The following is a 19328-nucleotide window of genomic DNA, read 5'->3' as shown; positions in this document are numbered from 1 at the left end:
CCGATCAAAGGTCGTCGAAATTGCTCAGGCGCCGATCTCTTCATGGTCGGTCAGGCATTCGGAATGGTCGCGCAGTACCTCGAGCACACGGCAATCAGAAGTCTGTCCGCCGCTGCACTCATGCACCATCCGCTTCAATTCCGTCCGCAGCGCCTCGAGCCGCGCCAATCGTTGCTCGACCTGTTTGAGTTGCCGACGGGCTATTGCATCCGCCTCAGCGCAGGACTTTCCCGGATGATCGCTGAGATCGAGGAGCTCACGGATCGCGTCCAACGAGAACCCCAGTTGCCGTGCGTGCCGGACGAATGACAAGCGGTCGAGTTCGGCGTCGCCATAGCGTCGTTGGCCCCCCTCGGTCCTGCCGGGCTCAGGCATAAGTCCGATCTGCTCGTAATACCGGATGGTCTGCACCTTTGTTCCGGTCTTCTTCGCCAGCGTCCCAATCGTCAGCATTTCCGCTCCCCACATTACCTACAGTGGGTGTAGCTTTATGCGGTGCGCATCACAAGCTTCACCCGAGTTTCACAGATCGGTGATTGTTGGCCGATCGATGACAATCACGCTTGAACCTACAGTAGCTAGAGGATGTAAACGCACACAAAATATAGAATCAGGTTCGGGCGGAGCGGCGTGAGGCTTTCAGGTCTTCAGAAGGTATTGTGGGTGTTGGCGGGCGCGGCGGCGTTCGTTTTCATCTGGCTGTTGCTATGGTCCGACTACCGTGCCGATCTTGCCCGCACCGAGAGTGAACCACCGTTTCTTGCTGATTTCGAACTGACCGATCATCGCGGCATGGTCCAAACGGACGAAGATTTCGCAGGGCGCTGGATGCTGGTCTTCTTTGGCTTCACCAATTGCCCCGACGTCTGTCCGACAACACTGTCCGAAGTCGCGGCCGTGATGGAGGGCCTGGGCGATGAGGCAGCAATGGTTCAGCCGATTTTCATAACGATTGATCCGGAGCGGGATACGCCGACTGCACTTGCCGAGTATGTGCCCCTGTTCGACGCAGGGATCATCGGGCTGACCGGTACACCAGAGCAGATCGCCGCGACATCCGAAACCTTTCCGATATTCTTTGAGCGGATCGAGCAGGCGACTGCGCCGGGCGGATACACGATGGGTCACACGTCGCATCTTTTCCTTTTCGACACGCAAGCAGGCTTCGCGGACTCCTGGCCCTACGGCACGCCCGCCGAAGAGATCCTCGCCGATCTGAGACAGAGGATCTGATCGTCATGACCCGACTTTCCGGAGAGACGGCCCTTGGCCTGGCCTGGATCATCGCGCTCACCGCGTCGCTTGCCGTGCTCTTCATCGGCGAGGTTCTGGGGCAGACACCTTGCGTGCTCTGCTGGTTCCAGCGTGCCTTCATGTTCCCCTTGGCCATCATCCTCGGGCTTGGGCTGTGGTGGCAGGATCGGCGCGTGGGTCGCTACGGGATCGCGCTGGCTTTGGGCGGTGCCGCCGTCGCGCTTTGGCACTTGGGCCTCTATGTCGGCGTTATCCCCGAGCGTATCCAGCCCTGCACGGCGACCGGCCCATCCTGTACCGACGACAATCAACTGGTCTTCGGCATTCCGATTCCTTTGATGGCGCTCGTCGCCTTCGCGATGATCGGTCTGCTGTCGGCTCTCTCACTGAAGGAAACACAAAAATGAAACGACGCGGCCTCATCCTGTCCGTTCTCGCGCTCGGGGTCGCCGGTTTCGGCGGTGCCGCCTGGTATGCCACCCGCCCCGACCCGATTGCCGCGTCCGATCCCATCGACCCTGAAATGGCCGACGCGCTGATCCGACCCTATTCCCCGATCCTCGGGCCCGAGGATGCGCCCGTAACCATCGTTGAATTCTTCGACCCGGCCTGCGAGGCATGCCGCGCTTTCTATCCGGTCGTCGAGGATATCATGGCGGAGCACGGAGACGCGGTGCGCGTTGTAATCCGCTATACGCCTTTTCACGGCGAGGCGTCGGTAGAAGCGATCCGTGTGCTCGAGGCGGCGCGCATGCAGGACGTGTTTGAACCTGTGCTCGAGGCAGTCTTGCGAGAGCAGCCCAGATGGGCGTCTCACGGGACCCCGGCACCCGGATTGATCCTTGAGATTGCAGCAAGCGGAGGTCTGGATGTCGAAGCTGCCCGGACACAGATGCTGGCCCCCGGTGTTGTGGCGGTGCTCAACCAGGACCGCGCCGATGTCGAGACAGTCGGGGTCCGCCAAACGCCCACGTTCTTCGTGAACGGCAAGCCTCTCGATCCGTTCGGTGAGGCCGAATTGCAGAGGCTGGTGGCAGTGGAAGTTGCGGCAAGCCAAAGCTGATTTGCGGAGGCAGGAGAAACGAGTGGTGAAGAAGTTGAGATATACCAATGCATTGGCCGTGCTTTTGACGGTTGCAGGGCTGTCGGCCCCCGCACTGGCCGGTTCGGAGGATGTCGTGGTCGAGAATGCGTGGTCCCGCGCCTCGATCGGCGTCAACAGGCCAGGTGCCGCCTATATGACCGTGCGCAACACGGGTGAAGACGCCGTTACGCTGACCGGACTTGCGACACCGCTGGCAATGATGCCCGAGATCCATGAGTCGAAAACCAACTCCGATGGCGTCAGTTCCATGGCGCCTGCAGGCGAGATCACGATTGAGCCCGGCCAAAGCGTGGCATTGGAGCCGGGCGGGTTGCACGCCATGCTCATGAAGCTGCAAGAGCCGATGACCGAAGGCGAGAATTTCCCGCTGACACTGACCTTCTCGGATGGCGGCAAGGTGACGGTCGAGGTCCCAATCCTCGGAATCGCCGCGCGTGGACCGGAGGGCTGATGCAACGTCGGCAGCTCCTTCTATACGGCGCAGCCGGTGCCGGCGTTCTTGGCCTGACGCTCTTCGTGGGCTGGTGGCGGGTGGACGGGCCCGGTGCGCCTGAACCAAAAGGGCAGCGGCCCCTGCCCCTATCGGCGATGGAGTTCCGGCTGACCGACCACGAGGAAAATGAGGTAGGGCCTGGCAACCTGATCGGTCGTCCCACAATGGTGTTTTTCGGGTTCACCTACTGCCCGGACGTCTGCCCGACGACCCTATCGGATATTTCCGGCTGGCTTGAGGAACTGGGCGACGAAGCATCAGAGATGAACGTGGTCTTCATCACGGTCGACCCGGAGCGGGACACGGTCGAGGCCATGGCCGAATATGTCGGCTATTTTCATCCGGTCATTCGTGGCTGGACGGGGCCGGAAGACCAAATTGCCCGCGCTGCAGAAGGGTTTCGTGCCTCATTTGAGCGCGTCCCGACTGAGGGCGGCGGCTATACGATGAACCATACGGCAAGCGTATTCTTGTTCGATGCCGAGGGTGAGCTCGTCACCATGATCGACTATCACGAGCAAAGAGAATTCGCGGTGCCGAAGATCCAGCGCGCACTGACAGAAGACGTAGAGGGGGCAACATGAAGATAAGAACTGTCTTGGCGGCCGTTGCGGTCGCAGGCGCATTTTCGGTGACCGCCATCGCCATCTCTGGCGTTCTGTCCAAAGAACCGGTGCCCCCTGCGATTGCTGAAGCGACCCTCTGGACTCCCAATCCGCTTGCGCCGCCTCGGATTACCGAAACCAATTCGGTCCGCCCTACACTCGCCCAGGCGGATATCGCATTCGAGTTCAGACCCCGGCCGCTCCTGACCGTTTCCCCCGCTGATACCTCCTTGCCATCTATCGAGCCCCCGCTGGTCACCTGGTCGCGGGAGATTGCGTCCGGCGAGACGCTTGATGCGGTCCTTTCCGATGCGGGGCTGGATGCTTCGGATCGCGCCGAAATCGCCTTGGCGATTGGCACGGAATACGATCTGCGCCGTCTGCGTCCGGGTCACATCATTACGGTGGTTTCCACAACGGACGACAACCCGCGTCGTGTAGAGCTCGCCGTCGAAGACGGTGTCCGGATAGAGGCGGTCTTCGGCGAACAGCTTGCCGCCCGCGTGTTGGACCCGGATCCCGAATTGGTGACTTTCGCCGGCGAGGCGGTGATCGAGAGCTCGATTTTCGCCGCCCTGAACACGGCAGACATCCCCGCCCGTTTTGCGGTGGACCTGGCGCAGATGCTGGGCGGCACCGTGGATTTCCGTCGTGATCTTGCGGGTGGCGAGACGATGCGCCTCCTTTGGCGCGAGGCCCGAGACGGGAACAAGAGGATTGGTCAGCCCGAGCTTGCCTTTGCCGCACTGGATATCGATGGCTCGGTCTATGAAATCGTCTGGCCGAACGACGGCAGCGGCCAAGCGACGATCTATGTCGACGGAGAAGTCCTGCGCGTGTTTGCGCAACCGGTCGAAGGTGCACGGCTGAGTTCTGTGTTCGGGCGCCGCACCCATCCGGTCTACGGCAATGTACGGATGCACACAGGAGTCGACTTCGCGGCGGCGCGCGGCACGCCGGTACAGGCGACGGCGCCGGGCCGCGTTAGCTTCATCGGCCGACGCGGTGGGTATGGCCGGGTCGTCGAGATCGCTCATGGCTCCGACACCCTGACGCGCTATGCGCATCTGAGCGCCGTACCGGACGGGCTCACACAAGGGCAACGCGTGATGGCCGGAGATATGATCGGGCGGGTCGGTGCGACGGGTACCGCGACAGGCCCCAACCTACATTACGAAGTGCTGGTGGACGGTCGCCCAACCGACCCTCTCTCTGACGACCGATTGGCAGAGGCGGCCGAGCGTGAAGCGGACGACACGGCCGCGCTTGAGCGACTGCGTGAGGCGCGTTCACTTCTTGCTGAGAGGCTCGCCAGCGAATTTGCACAGACGACAACCGAAAGGCTTTGATCCATGAAACGATTTACTCCCGCTCTTGCCATCGCATTTGCCTTGCTTCCTGCGGCGCAGGCCGTCGCAGAGGCGATTCAGATCGACGTCCGGAAGACAAACGGCTGCGGCTGTTGCCTGTCCTGGATGAAGCACCTCGAGGAGAATGGCTTCGCGCCGATGGGCGAGGACATGTTCGGAGGATCTCTTGTGCGCTTCAAACTCGACAATGGCGTGCCGCAGCGCATGGTCTCCTGCCATACGGCTTTGGTCGACGGCTATGTGATCGAGGGCCACGTGCCGGCGGCTGACATCCAACGCCTGCTGGAGGACCGGCCAGACGCGGTAGGCCTGGCGGTGCCGGGAATGCCCTACGGGTCGCCCGGCATGGGACCGGAGGACGACCGGGAGGCTTACGATGTCTTCCTGATCCACGAAGACGGATCGACCGAGGTCTACACCAGCTACTCGGCTCCTGACTGAACTCGCGGCAGAACCTTAACAATTGGAACCCCTCTCCCCCATAGCGCTTGGCTTTCTTGGAAGCCTGGCCGCCGGATCGCTGACCGCGGTCGGGGCGGTCCCCGTTCTTTTTGGGCGCATCCCGTCCCGGGCCACGCGCGATCTGCTGCTTGGCTTCGCGGCGGGTGTCATGCTCGCGGCTTCGTTCTTCTCGCTGATCATCCCGGCTCTCGACGCAGCTGAAGGACAGTTCGACAACGGTGCTCTCCCGGCGGCCATCGTATGTGTTGCGATCCTGCTTGGCATGGGCGCGATCGCTCTGATGAACGAACGGCTACCGCATGAACATTTCAAGACGGGGCGGGAAGGTCCCGACGCCGCATCGCTGCGGCGCGTCTGGCTTTTCATCATCGCGATCACTATCCACAATTTTCCCGAAGGGCTTGCCGTCGGCGTCGGGTTCGGGGCTGACGGTTTGTCGGGCGGGTTGCCACTTGCGATCGGTATTGGATTACAGAATGCCCCCGAAGGTCTGGCGGTGGCGGTTTCGTTGCTCGGCGAGGGCTATTCCAGGCTTCGCGCCTGGGGCATCGCCGCTCTGACCGGTCTCGTCGAGCCCGTCGGTGGACTTCTCGGCGCAGGGATTATCAGTCTTTCGCAACCGCTGCTGCCCTGGGGTCTCGCCTTCGCAGCAGGTGCGATGCTCTACGTCATCAGCCACGAGATCATTCCGGAAACCCACCGATCCGGCCATCAGAACAGGGCGACGCTCGGCCTCGCCGTTGGTCTTGTGATCATGTTGTTCCTCGACGTCTGGCTGGGATAAGCTGATGAGAACTTGCCTCTTCGTCGGTCTGCTTGCTGCGCTGATCGCCTTTCTTGTCGATCAGGCAACGAAGGCAATCGTTGTGTCCAATGCGACTGTTCTTAGTTCCGGCGTATCGGTCTTTCCCGGCTTCAATCTCATCTACCTGCGCAATGACGGAGTGACCTTCGGGCTTCTCGGCGGCGCGCCGTGGTGGAGCCTTGTCTTACTGGCGCTTGGCATCTGCGTCTGGCTGGCGTTCATGCTGGTCCGTACCAGCAGCCGGGTCGAGGCCATTGCCTATGGTGCGATCATCGGCGGTGCACTCGGCAATATTCTGGACCGCCTGCGCTATCGTGCGGTGACGGATTTCCTCGATTTCTACATCGGGACGGCGCACTGGCCTGCCTTCAACATGGCCGATGTTTTTGTGGTTGGCGGCGTGATGCTGCTGCTCATTGCGCCGTGGGTTGGCGCTCGACTTCAGACCGATTCATGAAGCCGGGATTGCCGCAGTTCGTTAGTGAGGACCTGAACCTGTTCCAGCGCATGGGTCTTGCCCTTGCTGCCGGCGGATTGACGGTTTTGACTCTTCCGCCGTTTTCTTGGCTCATCGCGGTCCCTGTCGCCTTCTCCGTGCTCTTTATCGTTCTCCGGAACATCTCAACCTCGCGCGCTTTCCTTGTCGGTTGGGCTTTCGGACTGGGCCAATTCGGGATTGGAATTTCCTGGATCGCCGAGAGCTTTTACGTCGATGCCGAACGTTTCGGCGCACTGGCGATTCCGGCGGTCGCGGGTCTGTCCGCCGGACTTGCCATCTTCCCGGGCATGGCGGCGATGCTTTTTGCCGCCATCATGCAGCGCCGAGCTGTCGGCGGCATTGCGGCGGGCCTGCTGTTTGCAACCTGCTGGGTGGCCACGGAATGGCTGCGGGGTCATGTCCTGACAGGGTTTCCCTGGAACCTTGCCGCTTATGCCCTTGTCGACTATGCCGCCCTGCGCCAACCCGCCGCCTGGGTCGGAAGCTACGGTTTGGGCTTTCTCACGGTCTTCATCGGCATATTGCCAGGTGTGTTGACTGTGGCGGCGCCAAAGAGACGCGCGCCTGTTCTCGTGCTCTTCGCCGTTGCTGCGGCGGGTTTCTGGGTTGGCGGTGCGCTTCGGTCAGGGCAGGACGTGCCGCCGACAGACGTTGCTTTGCGCATCGTCCAAGGCAATGTGCCACAAGTCGAGAAGTGGGTACCGGGCAGCCGCCAGCGAACCTTGGAAAAATACCTGGGCTTGTCCGCGCAACCCGGACGTTTCGATTTGCTGCTTTGGCCGGAAACGGCCTTCCCCGGCTTTCTGGACGAAGATGCTGCGGCACGCGCGCGGATATCTGCAGCTTTGCCAGACGGCAGGATCCTACTGACAGGTGCGCCTGACCGAGTGGAGGGCGATGGGGGAACCAGATATTTCAACACGGTTCAGGCCTATGACGGCAGCGGCGAGGTTCTGACGGGGTATGCAAAACATCATCTTGTTCCGTTCGGGGAATATGTGCCCCTGAAAGGCTGGCTGCCCATCGAGCGGCTGACCGAAGGGTTGGGCGATTTCACGCCGGGACCAGGGCCGCGCACGCTGGCGATCCCTGGCGCGCCTCTGGTCGCGGTGGCGATCTGTTACGAGATCATCTTTCCGGGCCACGTGGTCGATGACCTTTTCCGCCCCGACTGGATATTCAACGCCACAAATGATGCCTGGTTCGGAACCAGCATCGGACCCGAGCAGCACCTCGCCTCCGCGCGGATGCGCGCGGTCGAGGAGGGACTTCCCGTGGTCCGGGCGGCCAACACTGGGATATCCGCGATCATCGACGCCAATGGAAATGTCGTCGCGCGTCTTGATACCGGGGAAACAGGCACCATTGATGCCGGCCTGCCGGGCGCGCGTACTCCAACGCCCTATGCGCGGTTCGGCGACTGGACCTTGTTGGTTCTTGTTTTTGGGTGCTGGGTCTTCGGCTGGCTGGCCAGTTTGCTCGGACGAGATCCCGATGCGCGGCATTTTGGAACGGAGGTATCCTGATGCTTGTGATCGTGAGCGCTATCGGAGGCGCGATCTGGGGTGGCTATCTGGCACGACGGAGGAGGGGGAATCACCTGGATATCCTCCAATATGCGGTAGCGTCTGCGATCGCCTTCGGACTTGTCGCCCCGTTTGCAACCATCGTGCTGTCGCGGGTTCTCGGCTAGCGAGCTTCGAAATTGCGCAAACGTGTCAGCGGCTTGAAGACCTGATAGCTCGAGGTCCCGATAGAGAATCGCGCGAATGTGCATCTAGGCGAGCTCATTTCTGATTGAGCCGTCGCTCGAACGCCTCCAATGTCGTCCCGCTGACGTGATGCTCGATCCCTTCCGCATCGCGTTCCGCGGTCTCTTCGTCGATTCCCAGGCTCAGAAGAAAGGCGACGACGACCCTGTGGCGGCGTCGACAGATCTCCGCGAGGTCCTGCCCGGCATCGGTGAGGAATATCGCGCGGTATGGCTCCCGCCGGACCAGACCAGCAGCCTTGAGCCGCGAGATGTTCTTGGTCACGGTCGGCGGCTTCACGCCAAGCCGCTCGGCGATCTCGACCGGTCTGGCCTCCCCGCGCGTCTCGATCAGTTCCGCGATCAGTTCGACGTAATCCTCCGCCATCTCGCTTTCATGTGCCTGACGCACGGTCGCAAAGCCATCGGCCTGCGCCTCGGGAGCCCGGTCGACCGCTTCGAATGGCTCACGCCCTTGTGATTGTAGCTTTGTCATACTCGGGACTTTGCAGCGAAACAGCGGGATTGACAACTTGTTTGCTTCGGGTAGATAAGTTAGCCATGTCTAACTTTTTACTTTGGAGGCCGTGGTGATGCGAAATATTATGAGAGTGCTGCTCGCCACACTCGCAAGTGCGCTCCTCCTGTCCGGACCTGTCGCCGCGACGCCGGCCAAGGAGGCGCCTTGGCTTCCCGAGGCAGCGGCCTACCGTCTGACGCTCTTTCTTGGAAATCTCGAGCCTCTGCCCTGGGACGACATCGAGACCGCCTGGACGGAACCCTACCGGGGTTCGGAATTCTCTGTCGGGGCGCTGGCGTGGCTGGACCGCAAAAGCGATATCGAGCTACCGAAACCGCCGGATCAATGACCGTGCGCCAGTGCTCCTTTCGCCATCTGCTCGCCCACCGGTTCTCCGCCTGAAGGCCCGGCCTCAACCTGATGGCCGTTCAGGAGCCGAAGTGCGTTGGCGACCACCAGCAGAGACACGCCTACATCCGCAGCAATGGCGCCCCACATTGAGGCCATACCGAACGCGGTCAGCCCGACGAACAGCGCCTTGGTCGCCAGCGATATGCCGATATTCTGGTGGATGATCGTCATGGCACGGCGCGAATGGCCGATAAGCCAGGGTACCTTGCCGATGTCGTCGGTCATCAGCGCGATGTCGGCCGTCTCGATCGCGGCATCCGATCCGACAGCGCCCATGGCGATGGCATAATGCGCCCGCGCCATGGCCGGTGCGTCATTCACACCGTCGCCGATCATCGCCACCATGTCGTGGCTTTCGACGAGTTCCTCAATGGCCGTCACCTTGTCTTCTGGCAAAAGTTCGGCGCGCACCTCGTCGATGCCGACTTCGGCTGCCACCGCGCGCGCGGTGCGTTCGTTGTCGCCCGTCAACATCACGATGGTCTTCACACCCTGCGCATGCAGACGCGCAACGATCCCCTTTGCATCTGGGCGGATGCGGTCGCGAAGCTCCAGTACGCCGGTCACGCCGGTCTCGTCACCCACGGCAACGAGGGTGCTCCCTGCCCCTTCGATCCGATCCCGCAGATCCGCCGGAATGGCATTGCCGAACCCCTTCTCTTCGGCGAAGCGATCCGAGCCGAGCCAGATAGCGCGCCCGTCGGCGCGTCCTTCCAGACCGCGCCCGGGCACGGTACGGGTGTCCTCTGCGGCAGACACGGAAACACCATCGGCTTCGGCGCGCGAGAGGATGGCGCGTGCCAGCGGGTGTGAAGACCGCGCCTCCAGGCTTGCTGCCAGCGCCATGAGATCGCGTGCGGAAACGCCGACCAGTGGGTGAACCGCCGCCACCTCAGGCTCGCCCATGGTGATCGTCCCGGTCTTGTCCATCGCCAGTGCCGTGGTCCGCCCCGGCGCCTCGACATAGGCGCCGCCCTTGATGAGCACCCCCGCCCGTGCCGACGCGGTCAGCGCTGCCACGATGGAGACCGGCGTAGAAATGACCAGCGCGCAAGGACATGCGATGACCAGAAGGACCAGAGCATTGTAGAACCAGTAGTCCCAGGCGCCGCCGAGCAGCAGTGGCGGCACCAGCGCGATGGCGATCGCCAAAGCCATCACGATGGGTGTGTAGATGCGCGCGAACTTGGCCACCCACTGTTCGACCGGCGCGCGGCGGGCATGGGCATCGCCCACCATGCGAATGATTTTCGCGAGCACCGTGTCCGAGGCGGCCTTCGTCGCCCGCACCGTCAGTGTGCCCTCGCCGTTGATCGTGCCGGCATAGACCTCGTCGCCTGGTTCCTTGGGCACTAGCGCGCTTTCCCCAGTAATTGGGGCCTGATCGACGGCCCCTGCCCCGTCCACGACCTCACCGTCGAGGGGGATCCGGTCGCCGCCGCGCACGATAAACCTTGCATTGACTGCCACGGCCGCGGCCGGAACGTCGGATTCAGATCCGTCGTCGTAAAGAACCCGCGCCGTTGGCGGCGCCAGATCGAGGAGCGCGGAAACCGCATTACGCGCCCGCCCCACGCTCCAGCTCTCAAGATAAAGCGAAAGCGAGAAGAAGAAGGCGACCGTCGCGGCCTCAAAAAACTCGCCGAGGCCGATGGCGCCCGCGACGGCCACCACCATGAGCAGGTTCATGTCGGGGCTAAGCCTCCGCGCCGAAGACCAGGCCTTGGGCGCGACAAGCCAGACGCCAAAAAGAATCGCGACGGCGAAGATCCCTGCTTCCACCATAGGCATAGGCACCTCGCCATGGCCCGCAAAGAGCCCGAGCGCGCCGCCCATGCCGGTCTCGACAATGTGAAAAAGGAATCCCGCCGCCCAGAAGCCGCCGCTCAACGAGGTAAAGCGCTTCTGACGTGCCAGATGCGCCGCCTGGTCCTCTGCTGCGTTGTCGGCATCCCATGGCTTGGCGCTCATGCCGGTCGTTGCGACCAACTGCGTGACTTCGTCGTCTGGTATCCTCTCGGCGCTATCGAGGATGGTCATTCGCCCGTTGATCACGTCGAATGCCAGGTGTTCGGTTCCGCCCACTTTCGGCCCGACAACCCGGTTCAGGATCGCCACCTCTTCGGCGCAATCGAGCCCGGAGACCTGAAAGCTCCTTCCGCCAGACGGCGCTGGCGCCGTGGACGCGACGTCCTTGCTGGCGTCGCAACAGGAGTTGCCTCTTGGGTCAGAATGCTCTTGATCACCCGGATGACCGTGATCGTTGCGGTTGCCGTCGGAAGACATGGATTGACCTCAGGATTCATTGATTCCACATTGACATAGCCCCTACAGTAACTAGAGCTTCAAGGGCAACAAGTGGATATTCGTCCAGCAAGAAAGGCGCCCTGCGGAGGCTTGAAGCTAGCCGCCCCCTTGAAACGACGCGGTTGGAGCAACGCTTGCCGGTACGAAGCGATCAGAATGAGTGAGGTAGACATGCAGAAACGAAACGCGCCGATTATCGCAGCGACATTGGTGCTTGCTGGCTGCGCGGTGCCAACGCTGGACGACGGCGGCGCTCGCAACGAAGTGGGAAGTGTTCCCGAGGCCGTCATTGCCCTTGCTGCGCCTGGTCAGGATCTCACCACGGCGCGGCTTCGTCCCGAGGATGGCTGTTATTGGTATGAACACAGCGGTCCGGTGGAAAACACCTTGGTTCCGCTACGCTCGGCAGGTGGCAACCCCATCTGCACTTCGCGCCAGTCCTGATCAGCCCATAGATGCGTCAAGCCCACGCGTAACACATGATGCGCCAGTCAACTTCTCGGGGTGACGCTGTCTTCCGCCGAGTACAGGAATGCCGTCGAGCCAATCTCGACGTTGGGATAGAGATCATTGATGTGTGCCATGACCATTCGGACGCAGCCGGAACTCGCACGGCCGCCAATGCTTCTTGGATACGGTGTCCCGTGAATCCTTAGATAGGTGTCTCGGTCGCCGACGAAGAGATAGAGGGCTCGCGATCCGAGCGCGTTTTCAGGTCCGGGTTCCATACCGTCAGCGATATCGGCGTAGAGCTCTGGGTCGCGGTCGATCATGTTTTGTGTCGGCTGCCAATGCGGCCACCTGACCTTGCGCTTGATCGTATAGGTGCCCGGTTCGTAAAGTTTACCGCGCGCGATCGCCACGCCATAGCGCATCGCCGTGCCGCCTTCTTCGATGTGGTAGAGATAGCGCGCAACAGCATCGACATGGATATCACCGGGTACAAGTCCGTCCTTCGCGAGGACCCGCTGTGGCAGGAAGCGAGGGTGAAGGCCCCAAGGGTTGGACGTGGCCGGGTCGTAGCCGGGAGGTGTAACCTGTGCGTCCCAAGCTGCCTTCTGCGCATCGGTAGGCCACGTGTCTGCAAGGAGCGGGCTGGATATCGATGCCGAAAACAGCGCGGTGGTCGTCTGGATGAAATGTCGTCTTGTCAGCATATAGATTGCTCCGTTCACGCATTGGACGGCAAACCGAACCTTACCCCGAACGCAGTGTTGTTCGCCCGGGAAGGAGTGAGGCGTTATTGGCAACTTGCTCCATGGTGCCGTTCTTTGTCGGTGGCTTAACTCCTAAAGCTACTAGAGGTTCAAGAAAATTTTCTGTTATCAATAGACGCTGCTACTAATGGAGCTATCCGATCCGTCCCAGAACCGGAAATACGTCGAGCATCCAGTATGACAGCGCGCTCAACTGCCCTGTCATCATCGCCAGCCCCATCAAGATCATCACTATGCCCGCAAGCTGGTGGAGGCGGCGGCCAACCCGGCCGATGGCCCGCAACCGTCCCGCGATCTGGTCGGTGAATCCGGCCACGATCAGAAACGGTATTCCAAGGCCGGCGGAATAGACGGCAAGCAGCATGATACCTTCGCCCATCGTGGCACTCGCCGCACTGGCTGTCAGGATCGCGCCGAGGATCGGGCCGATGCACGGAGTCCAGCCGAAACCGAAGGCAAGACCGAGGACATAGGACGCAGCGGGTTGGCCCCCGGGGATGTTGAGATTGAATCGGAAGTCGCGTTCCATGACCGAAACACGCGCGGCTCCTATCATGAAGAGCCCGAAGAAAATGATGATGCCGCCCCCAACGAGGTTGAGTTCATACCGCCACCGAAGCAGGGCCTGACCCATTGCAGTCGCGGATGCGCCAAGTCCCATGAAGATGGTGGAGAAGCCGAGGACAAAACACAGGCTCAGCCAGACCGCGCGCGACGGCGAAGCGCCGACCACCCCGCCCTCAGCGGCTGTGCGCCCGGTTACGTAGGAGACATAACCTGGCACAAGAGGTAGCACGCAGGGGGACAGAAATGATATCGTGCCGGCTAGGAGGGCGGCGGTGAGGGCGCGCGCCAAGTGATGTCTTCGTCGACCCAGATCAGCAGGGACCCCCGCTTGCGCAGCGATGCGTTGTAGCTGGACCAGTTGGTCGTACGATAGCGGGCGGGAGATGGGTTGCTCATGGAATGCGGCTAACAGCATGGGTTCGCGAAGGGAATCCTGAGGCGTCAGACTTGTGCAACAACGCCCCGTATCATCGACCTAGTGGTGCCCACATGGCAGGCTATTTCAATGGATAGATTTTTCTCTATCAGTATGCCCGCGGCTCAGTTTGTTAGAAATGTCCTGCTGTTCAGCTTCGCTGCATTACTGCCGGTCCTGTTGTTCTACGTCTTACTGGCTCCGGGCTTTGCTCCGGCTCTTGCTGCCGGCGGACCGGCACTCATGCGCTTACTAAGGCAGGTTGCGACCAACGGTTTGCCCGTGGTTTTTGCCGTCAACTATGTCAGTTTTTTCCTTTTCGCTATGACAAAGCAACCAAAGGCGGGCTCAAGAGACACGGCGTTTTTCGTGCTGGTCGATGTCTTGCTCAGAGCCCTTCTCTTTCCAGGTCTCCACGTGCTGATATACGTTCTATCTGCCGACTGGTTCGGGTCATTCGGCGGCAATCGTTCAACCGCTTTGGCGGTTGTATCCCCGACTCTTGCGCGTTCGGCGTTTTTCGAGAACATCTCCGGCGTTTACCTCTATGCGACTATGATAAGCGCGTTGCCGCTCTACGTCTCGGCTTTCGGGCGGTCGGAATTTCTTGGACCGGTTGTACGTCGCTTGCCCATGAACACGGGCGTGATGCTGCTTGCCCTGGCTGCGTTTGCCTTGTCGGTCGGGCTGATCACGATCGGCGCACAAGGCATCGCATCTCTTCAGGCCAGGTGATGGCAGGCTAATCACCGTGGGCGTGGGCGGGGGCGGGGGCGACTTGCGGTGCCACCCATTGCGACAAGTAAACGCGCTCGAAGGCGAACACAGCGATCATCCCGACAGCGGCGTAGAGAACGATCATCGGGTCGCTTTGAAGCTTCATCACGGTGAAAGCTGCCAGTACTATCGCATCGAGCGCCAGGGCAGTCAAAAGCACGATACCGAAGGCGCCGACGTCTGCTCGACGATAGCGGAACACGCCCCAATGTATGATCATGTCCATGACGAGGTAAAAGAAAGCACCGAGGGATGCGATCCGGCCTAAATCAAAGAGCACGGCCAACGTCGCGGCGATGACGACAGTATAGACCAGGGTGTGGCGTTGGATGGGACCTGGCATACCGAAGTGGCTGTGCGGGATCATTTCCATGTCGGTCAGCATCGCCAGCATACGCGACACCGCGAAGACGCTGGCCAGAACGCCGGACGCCGTTGCGACAGCGGCCAGGATCACCGTGAGTATGAAGCCGGTTTGTCCAAGGGCGGGCTGCGCCGCTTGTGCCAGCGAATAGTCACGCGCTGAGATGATCTCCTCGATCGTGAGACTCGAACCGACCCCGTAGGCGACCAACAGGTAGACGACGACGCAGATTCCGATAGAGAACATGATCGCTCGGCCAACATTGCGATTTGGTTCAGTGATCTCGGCTCCGCTGTTGGTGATCGTGGTGAATCCCTTGAACGCAAGGATGGCCAGCGCCGTAGAGGCGATGAACCCCGTGAGCCCGTAGGATTGTGAGGTCTCGGACGCCGCGGCGAACGCAAAACCACTGGACCACAGGGCCGCGATGCCAAACAGAGCTATGCCTCCGATCTTGATCGCGGCCATGATCAACGAGAACAGCCCGACCGAGCGGTTTCCGGCCATGTTCACCAAAAAGGCGAAAACGATCACGGCCACAGCCAGAGCGGGGACCAATGGGCCACCTTCGATATCGAAAGGGCGCAGGACATAGGTGGCGAAGGTTCGCGCGACGAGGCTTTCCGCGATCACCATGCTGAGCGCCATCAGCAGTGCGGCCCCGCCCGCGATGGCTCCGGGGCCATAGCATTTCTGCAGGATCATGGCGATGCCACCCGAGGACGGCCATTTGTTCGACATCCTGATGTAGCTGTAGGCGCTGAAGCTTGTGACGACCGCGCCGGCGATGAATGCAAGCGGGAAAAGCGGGCCGGCGAGCTGCGCGATTTGCCCCGTCAACGCAAAGATTCCAGCGCCGATCATCACGCCTGTCCCCATCGCAACGGCTCCGCCCAGACTGATGGAATTTTCGCGGTACGTTTCTTTTTCGCTCTGCATAAATGGCCCCCTTTTAATTTTGGTTCATCCGAACGCTGTTGCGCGCTTCTAGATACGAACGCCGCGAAGGCGCAGCGAATTGAGCACCACCGAGATTGACGACGCGCTCATGGCGAAGGCAGCAAACATCGGACTGATGAGGATGCCAAAGAAGGGAAACAGAACTCCCGCCGCGACCGGCACGCCGGAGGCGTTGTAGATCAGCGCGAAGAACAGGTTCTGGCGGATGTTGCGCATCGTGGCCCGGGCGAGCCGCCGCGCACGCACGATACCATCAAGGTTGCCCTTGACCAGCGTGACGCCCGCGCTTTCGATGGCCACATCGGCGCCGGTGCCCATGGCGATGCCGACATCGGCCTGCGCGAGCGCGGGGGCGTCGTTGACGCCATCCCCGGCCATGGCGACCTTGTGGCCCGCCTCTTGCAACTCAAGGATGATCCGCGCCTTGTCCTCCGGCAGCACGTCGGCCCGGATCTCATCGATTCCGAGCCGCGTGCCGATGGCCTTGGCCGTGCGTTCGTTGTCGCCGGTCGCCATGATGACGCGGAACCCCAGTTCATGCAGATCCTCGATGGCTTCTGGCGTGGTCTCCTTCACTGGGTCGGCGACAGCAACTAGACCGGCGATCTCGCCATCCAGCACAACGAACATGACCGTCTCGCCTTCGTCGCGGCGGGCATTGGCCTTGGCGGTCAACGCGCCCGCCTCGAGCCCCAATTCGCGGATCATCGCCAAATTGCCGAGCGCGACCGCTTTGCCGTCAACGACCCCCTTGACGCCCTTGCCAGTGACCGCCTCGAAGTCCCGTGCCTCGTCCATTTTGACATCTCGCTCCTCCGCACCCCTGACGATCGCTTCGGCCAAGGGGTGCTCCGATCCGCGCTCAAGCGATGCGGCGAGACGCAAGACCTCGGCTTCGTCGTGGCCGGGTTGCGGGAGTACGTCGACAAGCCGCGGCTTGCCTTCGGTCAACGTGCCGGTCTTGTCGACGATCAGGGTATCGACTTTCTCGAACCGCTCCAGCGCCTCGGCGTTCTTGATCAGCACCCCTGCCTGAGCGCCCCGTCCTGTCGCTGTCATGATCGACATCGGTGTCGCCAGGCCAAGCGCACAAGGACAGGCGATGATCAGAACCGCCACCGCCGAAATCAATGCGTAGGAAAGCGCAGGCGCGGGCCCCCAGATCGCCCAGGCGATGAAGGACAGGACCGCGATACCGATGACGGCCGGAACGAAATATCCCGCCACCTTGTCGGCGTATTTCTGGATCGGGGCGCGCGAGCGCTGCGCGTTCGACACCATCTCGACAATTTGAGCCAGCATCGTGTCGGACCCGACACGCGTCGTCTCCATCACCAGACTGCCGGTGCCATTGATCGTCGCGCCGGTCAGCGGGTCGCCCTCGGTCTTCTCGACCGGCACGGGTTCACCGGAGATCATGCTTTCGTCGACCGAGGACCGGCCGTCCAGAACCACGCCATCGACCGGCACCTTGTCACCGGGCCGCACGCGCAGCCGGTCCCCGACTTGCACGTCCTCCAGCGGGATTTCCTCCTCGGATCCGTCGTCCCGGATGACCCGCGCGGTCTTTGCCGCCATGTCGAGAAGCGCGCGGATCGCCTTGCCGGTCCCCTCGCGGGCGCGTAGTTCCATCACCTGGCCGAGCAGCACCAGCGTCACGATCACCGCCGCCGCCTCGAAATAGACGCCGACATGGCCTTCGGAGTCTCGGAACCCATCAGGGAATATGTCCGGTGCGAGAACGGCAACGACGCTGAAGAGCCAGGCGGCAAGAACGCCCATGCCGATCAGGGAGAACATGTTGAGGTTCAATGTGCGGAACGAAATCCATCCGCGTTCCAGAAACGGCCAGCCGCACCACAAGACCACTGGCGTTGCCAGGATCAATTCGATCCATTGTGTGGTGCTTTCGCCAAAAAAAGTCCGGACTGCGGGGAAACCGACGAATGGCCCCATCGTGAGGACAAGGAGCGGGATCGTCAGGACTGTGCCGACCCAGAACCGCCGTGTGAAATCCACCAGTTCGGGATTTGGACCTTCATCGCCCGGCACACCGGATTCCAGTTCCAATCCCATACCACAGATCGGACACGCGCCCGGATCAGGCTGCCGCACCTGAGGGTGCATCGGGCAGGTGAAAATGGGACCATCATGTCCTGTAGGAACCAGATCATATCGGCCATCGGCCGGCGTGGCACCCGCGTGGTGTTCGTGATGATCATGTGCTGAATGGACCTCGAGCTCCGATTCCGGCACGAGGTGCATCCCGCATTTCGGACAATTGCCGGGCTCGTCCTGCCGCACCTCAGGGTGCATGGGGCAAACGAATACCGAAGAAGCTGCTGTGGTTTCAGAACTGTCGGGAGTGCTCATTTTGCGGTCCTTTCCGAGAATGCTTCTCTTGCCTAGGGCTTCCATCCGCGGGAGGGTCAAGAGAGATCAGTACGGCGATTACATTGCGGCTCTGCGGGGTGGCGCTGTCCGGCCCCGTTCCCGCCGGGCGAACACGATCAACGCCAGCCCGACCAGCGCCATTGGCATGGAGAGCAACTGGCCCATGGTCAAACCCCACTCACCAAAATGAAGCGCATGGCCGATCGGGTTGTCCGCCGTCACAAATTGTTGGTCCGGTTGCCGGAACATCTCGACGAAACTTCGGGCAAGACCATAGCCGGTCAGAAACACGCCAGCCAAGGCACCGGGCATTTTCAGCCAGCCCCGGCCCCAAGCGAGATAAATGAGCAGTATTCCAAGAATGAGCCCCTCCAATACCGCCTCGTACAGCTGGGACGGGTGTCGGGCGCAGAGGCCGCTAACCCCTGGGCAGGCCTGCGCGACTTCGCCGGGAAAGATCACCGCCCAGGGAACGTCCGTTGGACGCCCCCACAACTCATTGTTGGTGAAGTTCGCCAGCCTTCCAAGAAACAAGCCTGGTGGTGTTGCCAAAGCCAGCAAGTCGCCAGTGCTGAGCAATGACGCGTTCTGTCTAAGGCAGAACAGCAAGGCCGCGATGACAACTCCCGCGAACCCCCCGTGGAAAGACATGCCGCCTTGCCAGACCATCAGAATTTCCAAGGGATTGGCGAGATAATATGCGGGCTGGTAGAACAGTACAAAGCCCAGGCGACCACCAGCAATCACGCCGATGATGATCCACGTCAGAAGATCTTCGATCTGCGTTCGGTCAAGCGGCGGTCCAGCTGACGTCCAGAGCGCGGGACGGCTTATGGCACTCGAACAAATGCGCCAGCCAATCAGGATACCGAAGATATAGGCTAGCGCGTACCAGCGGAGTGCGAATGTGACCCCCCCGATGTCGAAGGAGAAGAGGTCGGTTCCAATATCCGGAAATGGCAATCCCGCTGGCAGCACTGGGTGAGTTCCTCATCAGGAATTTACGTGGGGATTAGATGGCATTGATCGAGCACCGCTAAAGGCGCTCGATCT

Annotated in this window: 21 protein-coding genes and 1 pseudogene; 13 read left to right on the top strand and 9 right to left on the bottom strand. The window is 61.3% G+C overall.

Going from position 1 to position 19328, the window contains the following annotated elements; genetic code table 11:
• Nucleotides 1-24: 24 nt before the first annotated feature.
• Nucleotides 25-453, bottom strand: coding sequence for a MerR family transcriptional regulator (locus F3H87_RS19030; RefSeq protein WP_007803476.1), 429 nt, complete (start codon nucleotides 451-453; stop codon nucleotides 25-27).
• Nucleotides 454-666: 213 nt separating this feature from the next.
• Here F3H87_RS19030 and F3H87_RS19025 point away from each other — a divergent pair, with 213 nt between their 5' ends.
• From F3H87_RS19025 to lnt, 10 genes are read left to right on the top strand one after another with little or no spacing between them, the layout of a single operon-like run.
• Nucleotides 667-1233, top strand: a complete 567-nt coding sequence (locus F3H87_RS19025; protein ID WP_007803475.1) for an SCO family protein — start codon at nucleotides 667-669, stop codon at nucleotides 1231-1233.
• Nucleotides 1234-1238: 5 nt separating this feature from the next.
• Nucleotides 1239-1661, top strand: coding sequence for a disulfide bond formation protein B (locus F3H87_RS19020; RefSeq protein ID WP_007803474.1), 423 nt, complete (start codon nucleotides 1239-1241; stop codon nucleotides 1659-1661).
• Nucleotides 1658-2317: a DsbA family protein gene (locus F3H87_RS19015; RefSeq protein ID WP_007803472.1), complete on the top strand. Its 660-nt coding sequence runs from the start codon at nucleotides 1658-1660 to the stop codon at nucleotides 2315-2317. The genes F3H87_RS19020 and F3H87_RS19015 overlap by 4 nt, the downstream gene beginning before the upstream one ends.
• A 22-nt stretch (nucleotides 2318-2339) precedes the next feature.
• The gene (locus F3H87_RS19010) at nucleotides 2340-2810 is read left to right on the top strand and encodes a copper chaperone PCu(A)C (protein WP_008327335.1); all 471 of its coding nucleotides are present in this window, start codon (nucleotides 2340-2342) and stop codon (nucleotides 2808-2810) included.
• Nucleotides 2810-3436, top strand: a complete 627-nt coding sequence (locus F3H87_RS19005) for an SCO family protein (protein ID WP_007803468.1) — start codon at nucleotides 2810-2812, stop codon at nucleotides 3434-3436. Before F3H87_RS19010 ends, F3H87_RS19005 begins: the two co-directional genes overlap by 1 nt.
• Nucleotides 3433-4806, top strand: a complete 1374-nt coding sequence (locus F3H87_RS19000; protein ID WP_007803467.1) for a M23 family metallopeptidase — start codon at nucleotides 3433-3435, stop codon at nucleotides 4804-4806. Before F3H87_RS19005 ends, F3H87_RS19000 begins: the two co-directional genes overlap by 4 nt.
• Nucleotides 4807-4809: 3 nt before the next feature.
• Nucleotides 4810-5268, top strand: coding sequence for a DUF411 domain-containing protein (locus F3H87_RS18995; protein ID WP_007803465.1), 459 nt, complete (start codon nucleotides 4810-4812; stop codon nucleotides 5266-5268).
• A 22-nt stretch (nucleotides 5269-5290) separates the two neighbouring features.
• Complete coding sequence (locus F3H87_RS18990) at nucleotides 5291-6073, top strand: ZIP family metal transporter (RefSeq protein WP_007803463.1); 783 nt, start codon at nucleotides 5291-5293, stop codon at nucleotides 6071-6073.
• A gap of 4 nt (nucleotides 6074-6077) precedes the next feature.
• Entirely contained in the window at nucleotides 6078-6551 is a 474-nt protein-coding gene (gene lspA, locus F3H87_RS18985) for a signal peptidase II (protein WP_007803461.1), read from the top strand.
• Nucleotides 6548-8119 carry an apolipoprotein N-acyltransferase gene (gene lnt, locus F3H87_RS18980; RefSeq protein ID WP_149789527.1) on the top strand — a complete coding sequence of 524 codons (1572 nt, stop codon included), beginning with the start codon at nucleotides 6548-6550 and terminating at the stop codon, nucleotides 8117-8119. The genes lspA and lnt overlap by 4 nt, the downstream gene beginning before the upstream one ends.
• Nucleotides 8120-8380: 261 nt before the next feature.
• Here the strand turns inward: lnt and mntR are convergent, their stop codons facing one another.
• Entirely contained in the window at nucleotides 8381-8839 is a 459-nt protein-coding gene (gene mntR / locus F3H87_RS18970; protein ID WP_008327326.1) for a manganese-binding transcriptional regulator MntR, read from the bottom strand.
• A gap of 97 nt (nucleotides 8840-8936) precedes the next feature.
• On the opposite strand from mntR, the gene F3H87_RS18965 reads away from it, so the two are divergent.
• Nucleotides 8937-9212, top strand: coding sequence for a hypothetical protein (locus tag F3H87_RS18965; RefSeq protein WP_012187175.1), 276 nt, complete (start codon nucleotides 8937-8939; stop codon nucleotides 9210-9212).
• Here F3H87_RS18965 and F3H87_RS18960 read toward each other — a convergent pair.
• Complete coding sequence (locus F3H87_RS18960; RefSeq protein ID WP_207287124.1) at nucleotides 9206-11560, bottom strand: heavy metal translocating P-type ATPase; 2355 nt, start codon at nucleotides 11558-11560, stop codon at nucleotides 9206-9208. The genes F3H87_RS18965 and F3H87_RS18960 overlap by 7 nt on opposite strands.
• Nucleotides 11561-11737: 177 nt before the next feature.
• Here F3H87_RS18960 and F3H87_RS18950 point away from each other — a divergent pair, with 177 nt between their 5' ends.
• The gene (locus F3H87_RS18950) at nucleotides 11738-12025 is read left to right on the top strand and encodes a hypothetical protein (protein WP_369817429.1); all 288 of its coding nucleotides are present in this window, start codon (nucleotides 11738-11740) and stop codon (nucleotides 12023-12025) included.
• 47 nt (nucleotides 12026-12072) lie between these two features.
• On the opposite strand, the gene F3H87_RS18945 is transcribed toward F3H87_RS18950, so the two are convergent.
• The 3 genes and pseudogenes from F3H87_RS18945 to F3H87_RS18935 form a co-directional block, all read right to left on the bottom strand.
• Nucleotides 12073-12738, bottom strand: a complete 666-nt coding sequence (locus F3H87_RS18945; protein WP_007803448.1) for a L,D-transpeptidase — start codon at nucleotides 12736-12738, stop codon at nucleotides 12073-12075.
• A gap of 193 nt (nucleotides 12739-12931) precedes the next feature.
• The gene (locus F3H87_RS18940) at nucleotides 12932-13654 is read right to left on the bottom strand and encodes a cytochrome c biogenesis CcdA family protein (RefSeq protein ID WP_007803446.1); all 723 of its coding nucleotides are present in this window, start codon (nucleotides 13652-13654) and stop codon (nucleotides 12932-12934) included.
• Nucleotides 13642-13761, bottom strand: a pseudogene (locus F3H87_RS18935) (IS5/IS1182 family transposase); the annotation flags it as partial. The pseudogene F3H87_RS18935 and the gene F3H87_RS18940, both read right to left, overlap by 13 nt.
• Before the next feature lie 109 nt (nucleotides 13762-13870).
• Here F3H87_RS18935 and F3H87_RS18930 point away from each other — a divergent pair.
• Nucleotides 13871-14515 (top strand): hypothetical protein, encoded by a 645-nt coding sequence (locus F3H87_RS18930; protein ID WP_007803445.1) that lies wholly within the window; start codon nucleotides 13871-13873, stop codon nucleotides 14513-14515.
• 7 nt (nucleotides 14516-14522) lie between these two features.
• On the opposite strand, the gene F3H87_RS18925 is transcribed toward F3H87_RS18930, so the two are convergent.
• The 3 genes from F3H87_RS18925 to lgt form a co-directional block, all read right to left on the bottom strand.
• Nucleotides 14523-15860, bottom strand: coding sequence for an APC family permease (locus tag F3H87_RS18925; RefSeq protein WP_007803442.1), 1338 nt, complete (start codon nucleotides 15858-15860; stop codon nucleotides 14523-14525).
• A gap of 48 nt (nucleotides 15861-15908) precedes the next feature.
• Nucleotides 15909-18254 carry a copper-transporting P-type ATPase gene (locus F3H87_RS18920; protein WP_188129277.1) on the bottom strand — a complete coding sequence of 782 codons (2346 nt, stop codon included), beginning with the start codon at nucleotides 18252-18254 and terminating at the stop codon, nucleotides 15909-15911.
• 78 nt (nucleotides 18255-18332) lie between these two features.
• Nucleotides 18333-19253 carry a prolipoprotein diacylglyceryl transferase gene (gene lgt / locus F3H87_RS18915; RefSeq protein ID WP_007803438.1) on the bottom strand — a complete coding sequence of 307 codons (921 nt, stop codon included), beginning with the start codon at nucleotides 19251-19253 and terminating at the stop codon, nucleotides 18333-18335.
• Nucleotides 19254-19328: the final 75 nt, after the last annotated feature.

Source organism: Lutimaribacter pacificus (genome assembly GCF_900142185.1).
GTDB lineage: Bacteria > Pseudomonadota > Alphaproteobacteria > Rhodobacterales > Rhodobacteraceae > Lutimaribacter > Lutimaribacter pacificus.
This window is presented reverse-complemented; position numbering and strand designations above follow the sequence as displayed.

Coding starts and splice junctions, on each gene's coding strand:
- F3H87_RS19030 (WP_007803476.1), bottom strand. CDS start 453: ATGCTGACGATTGGGACGCTGGCGAAGAAGACCGGAACAAAGGTGCAG.
- F3H87_RS19020 (WP_007803474.1), top strand. CDS start 1,239: ATGACCCGACTTTCCGGAGAGACGGCCCTTGGCCTGGCCTGGATCATC.
- F3H87_RS19015 (WP_007803472.1), top strand. CDS start 1,658: ATGAAACGACGCGGCCTCATCCTGTCCGTTCTCGCGCTCGGGGTCGCC.
- F3H87_RS19005 (WP_007803468.1), top strand. CDS start 2,810: ATGCAACGTCGGCAGCTCCTTCTATACGGCGCAGCCGGTGCCGGCGTT.
- F3H87_RS19000 (WP_007803467.1), top strand. CDS start 3,433: ATGAAGATAAGAACTGTCTTGGCGGCCGTTGCGGTCGCAGGCGCATTT.
- F3H87_RS18995 (WP_007803465.1), top strand. CDS start 4,810: ATGAAACGATTTACTCCCGCTCTTGCCATCGCATTTGCCTTGCTTCCT.
- lspA (WP_007803461.1), top strand. CDS start 6,078: ATGAGAACTTGCCTCTTCGTCGGTCTGCTTGCTGCGCTGATCGCCTTT.
- lnt (WP_149789527.1), top strand. CDS start 6,548: ATGAAGCCGGGATTGCCGCAGTTCGTTAGTGAGGACCTGAACCTGTTC.
- mntR (WP_008327326.1), bottom strand. CDS start 8,839: ATGACAAAGCTACAATCACAAGGGCGTGAGCCATTCGAAGCGGTCGAC.
- F3H87_RS18965 (WP_012187175.1), top strand. CDS start 8,937: ATGCGAAATATTATGAGAGTGCTGCTCGCCACACTCGCAAGTGCGCTC.
- F3H87_RS18960 (WP_207287124.1), bottom strand. CDS start 11,560: ATGTCTTCCGACGGCAACCGCAACGATCACGGTCATCCGGGTGATCAA.
- F3H87_RS18950 (WP_369817429.1), top strand. CDS start 11,738: ATGAGTGAGGTAGACATGCAGAAACGAAACGCGCCGATTATCGCAGCG.
- F3H87_RS18945 (WP_007803448.1), bottom strand. CDS start 12,738: ATGCTGACAAGACGACATTTCATCCAGACGACCACCGCGCTGTTTTCG.
- F3H87_RS18930 (WP_007803445.1), top strand. CDS start 13,871: ATGGATAGATTTTTCTCTATCAGTATGCCCGCGGCTCAGTTTGTTAGA.
- F3H87_RS18925 (WP_007803442.1), bottom strand. CDS start 15,860: ATGCAGAGCGAAAAAGAAACGTACCGCGAAAATTCCATCAGTCTGGGC.
- F3H87_RS18920 (WP_188129277.1), bottom strand. CDS start 18,254: ATGAGCACTCCCGACAGTTCTGAAACCACAGCAGCTTCTTCGGTATTC.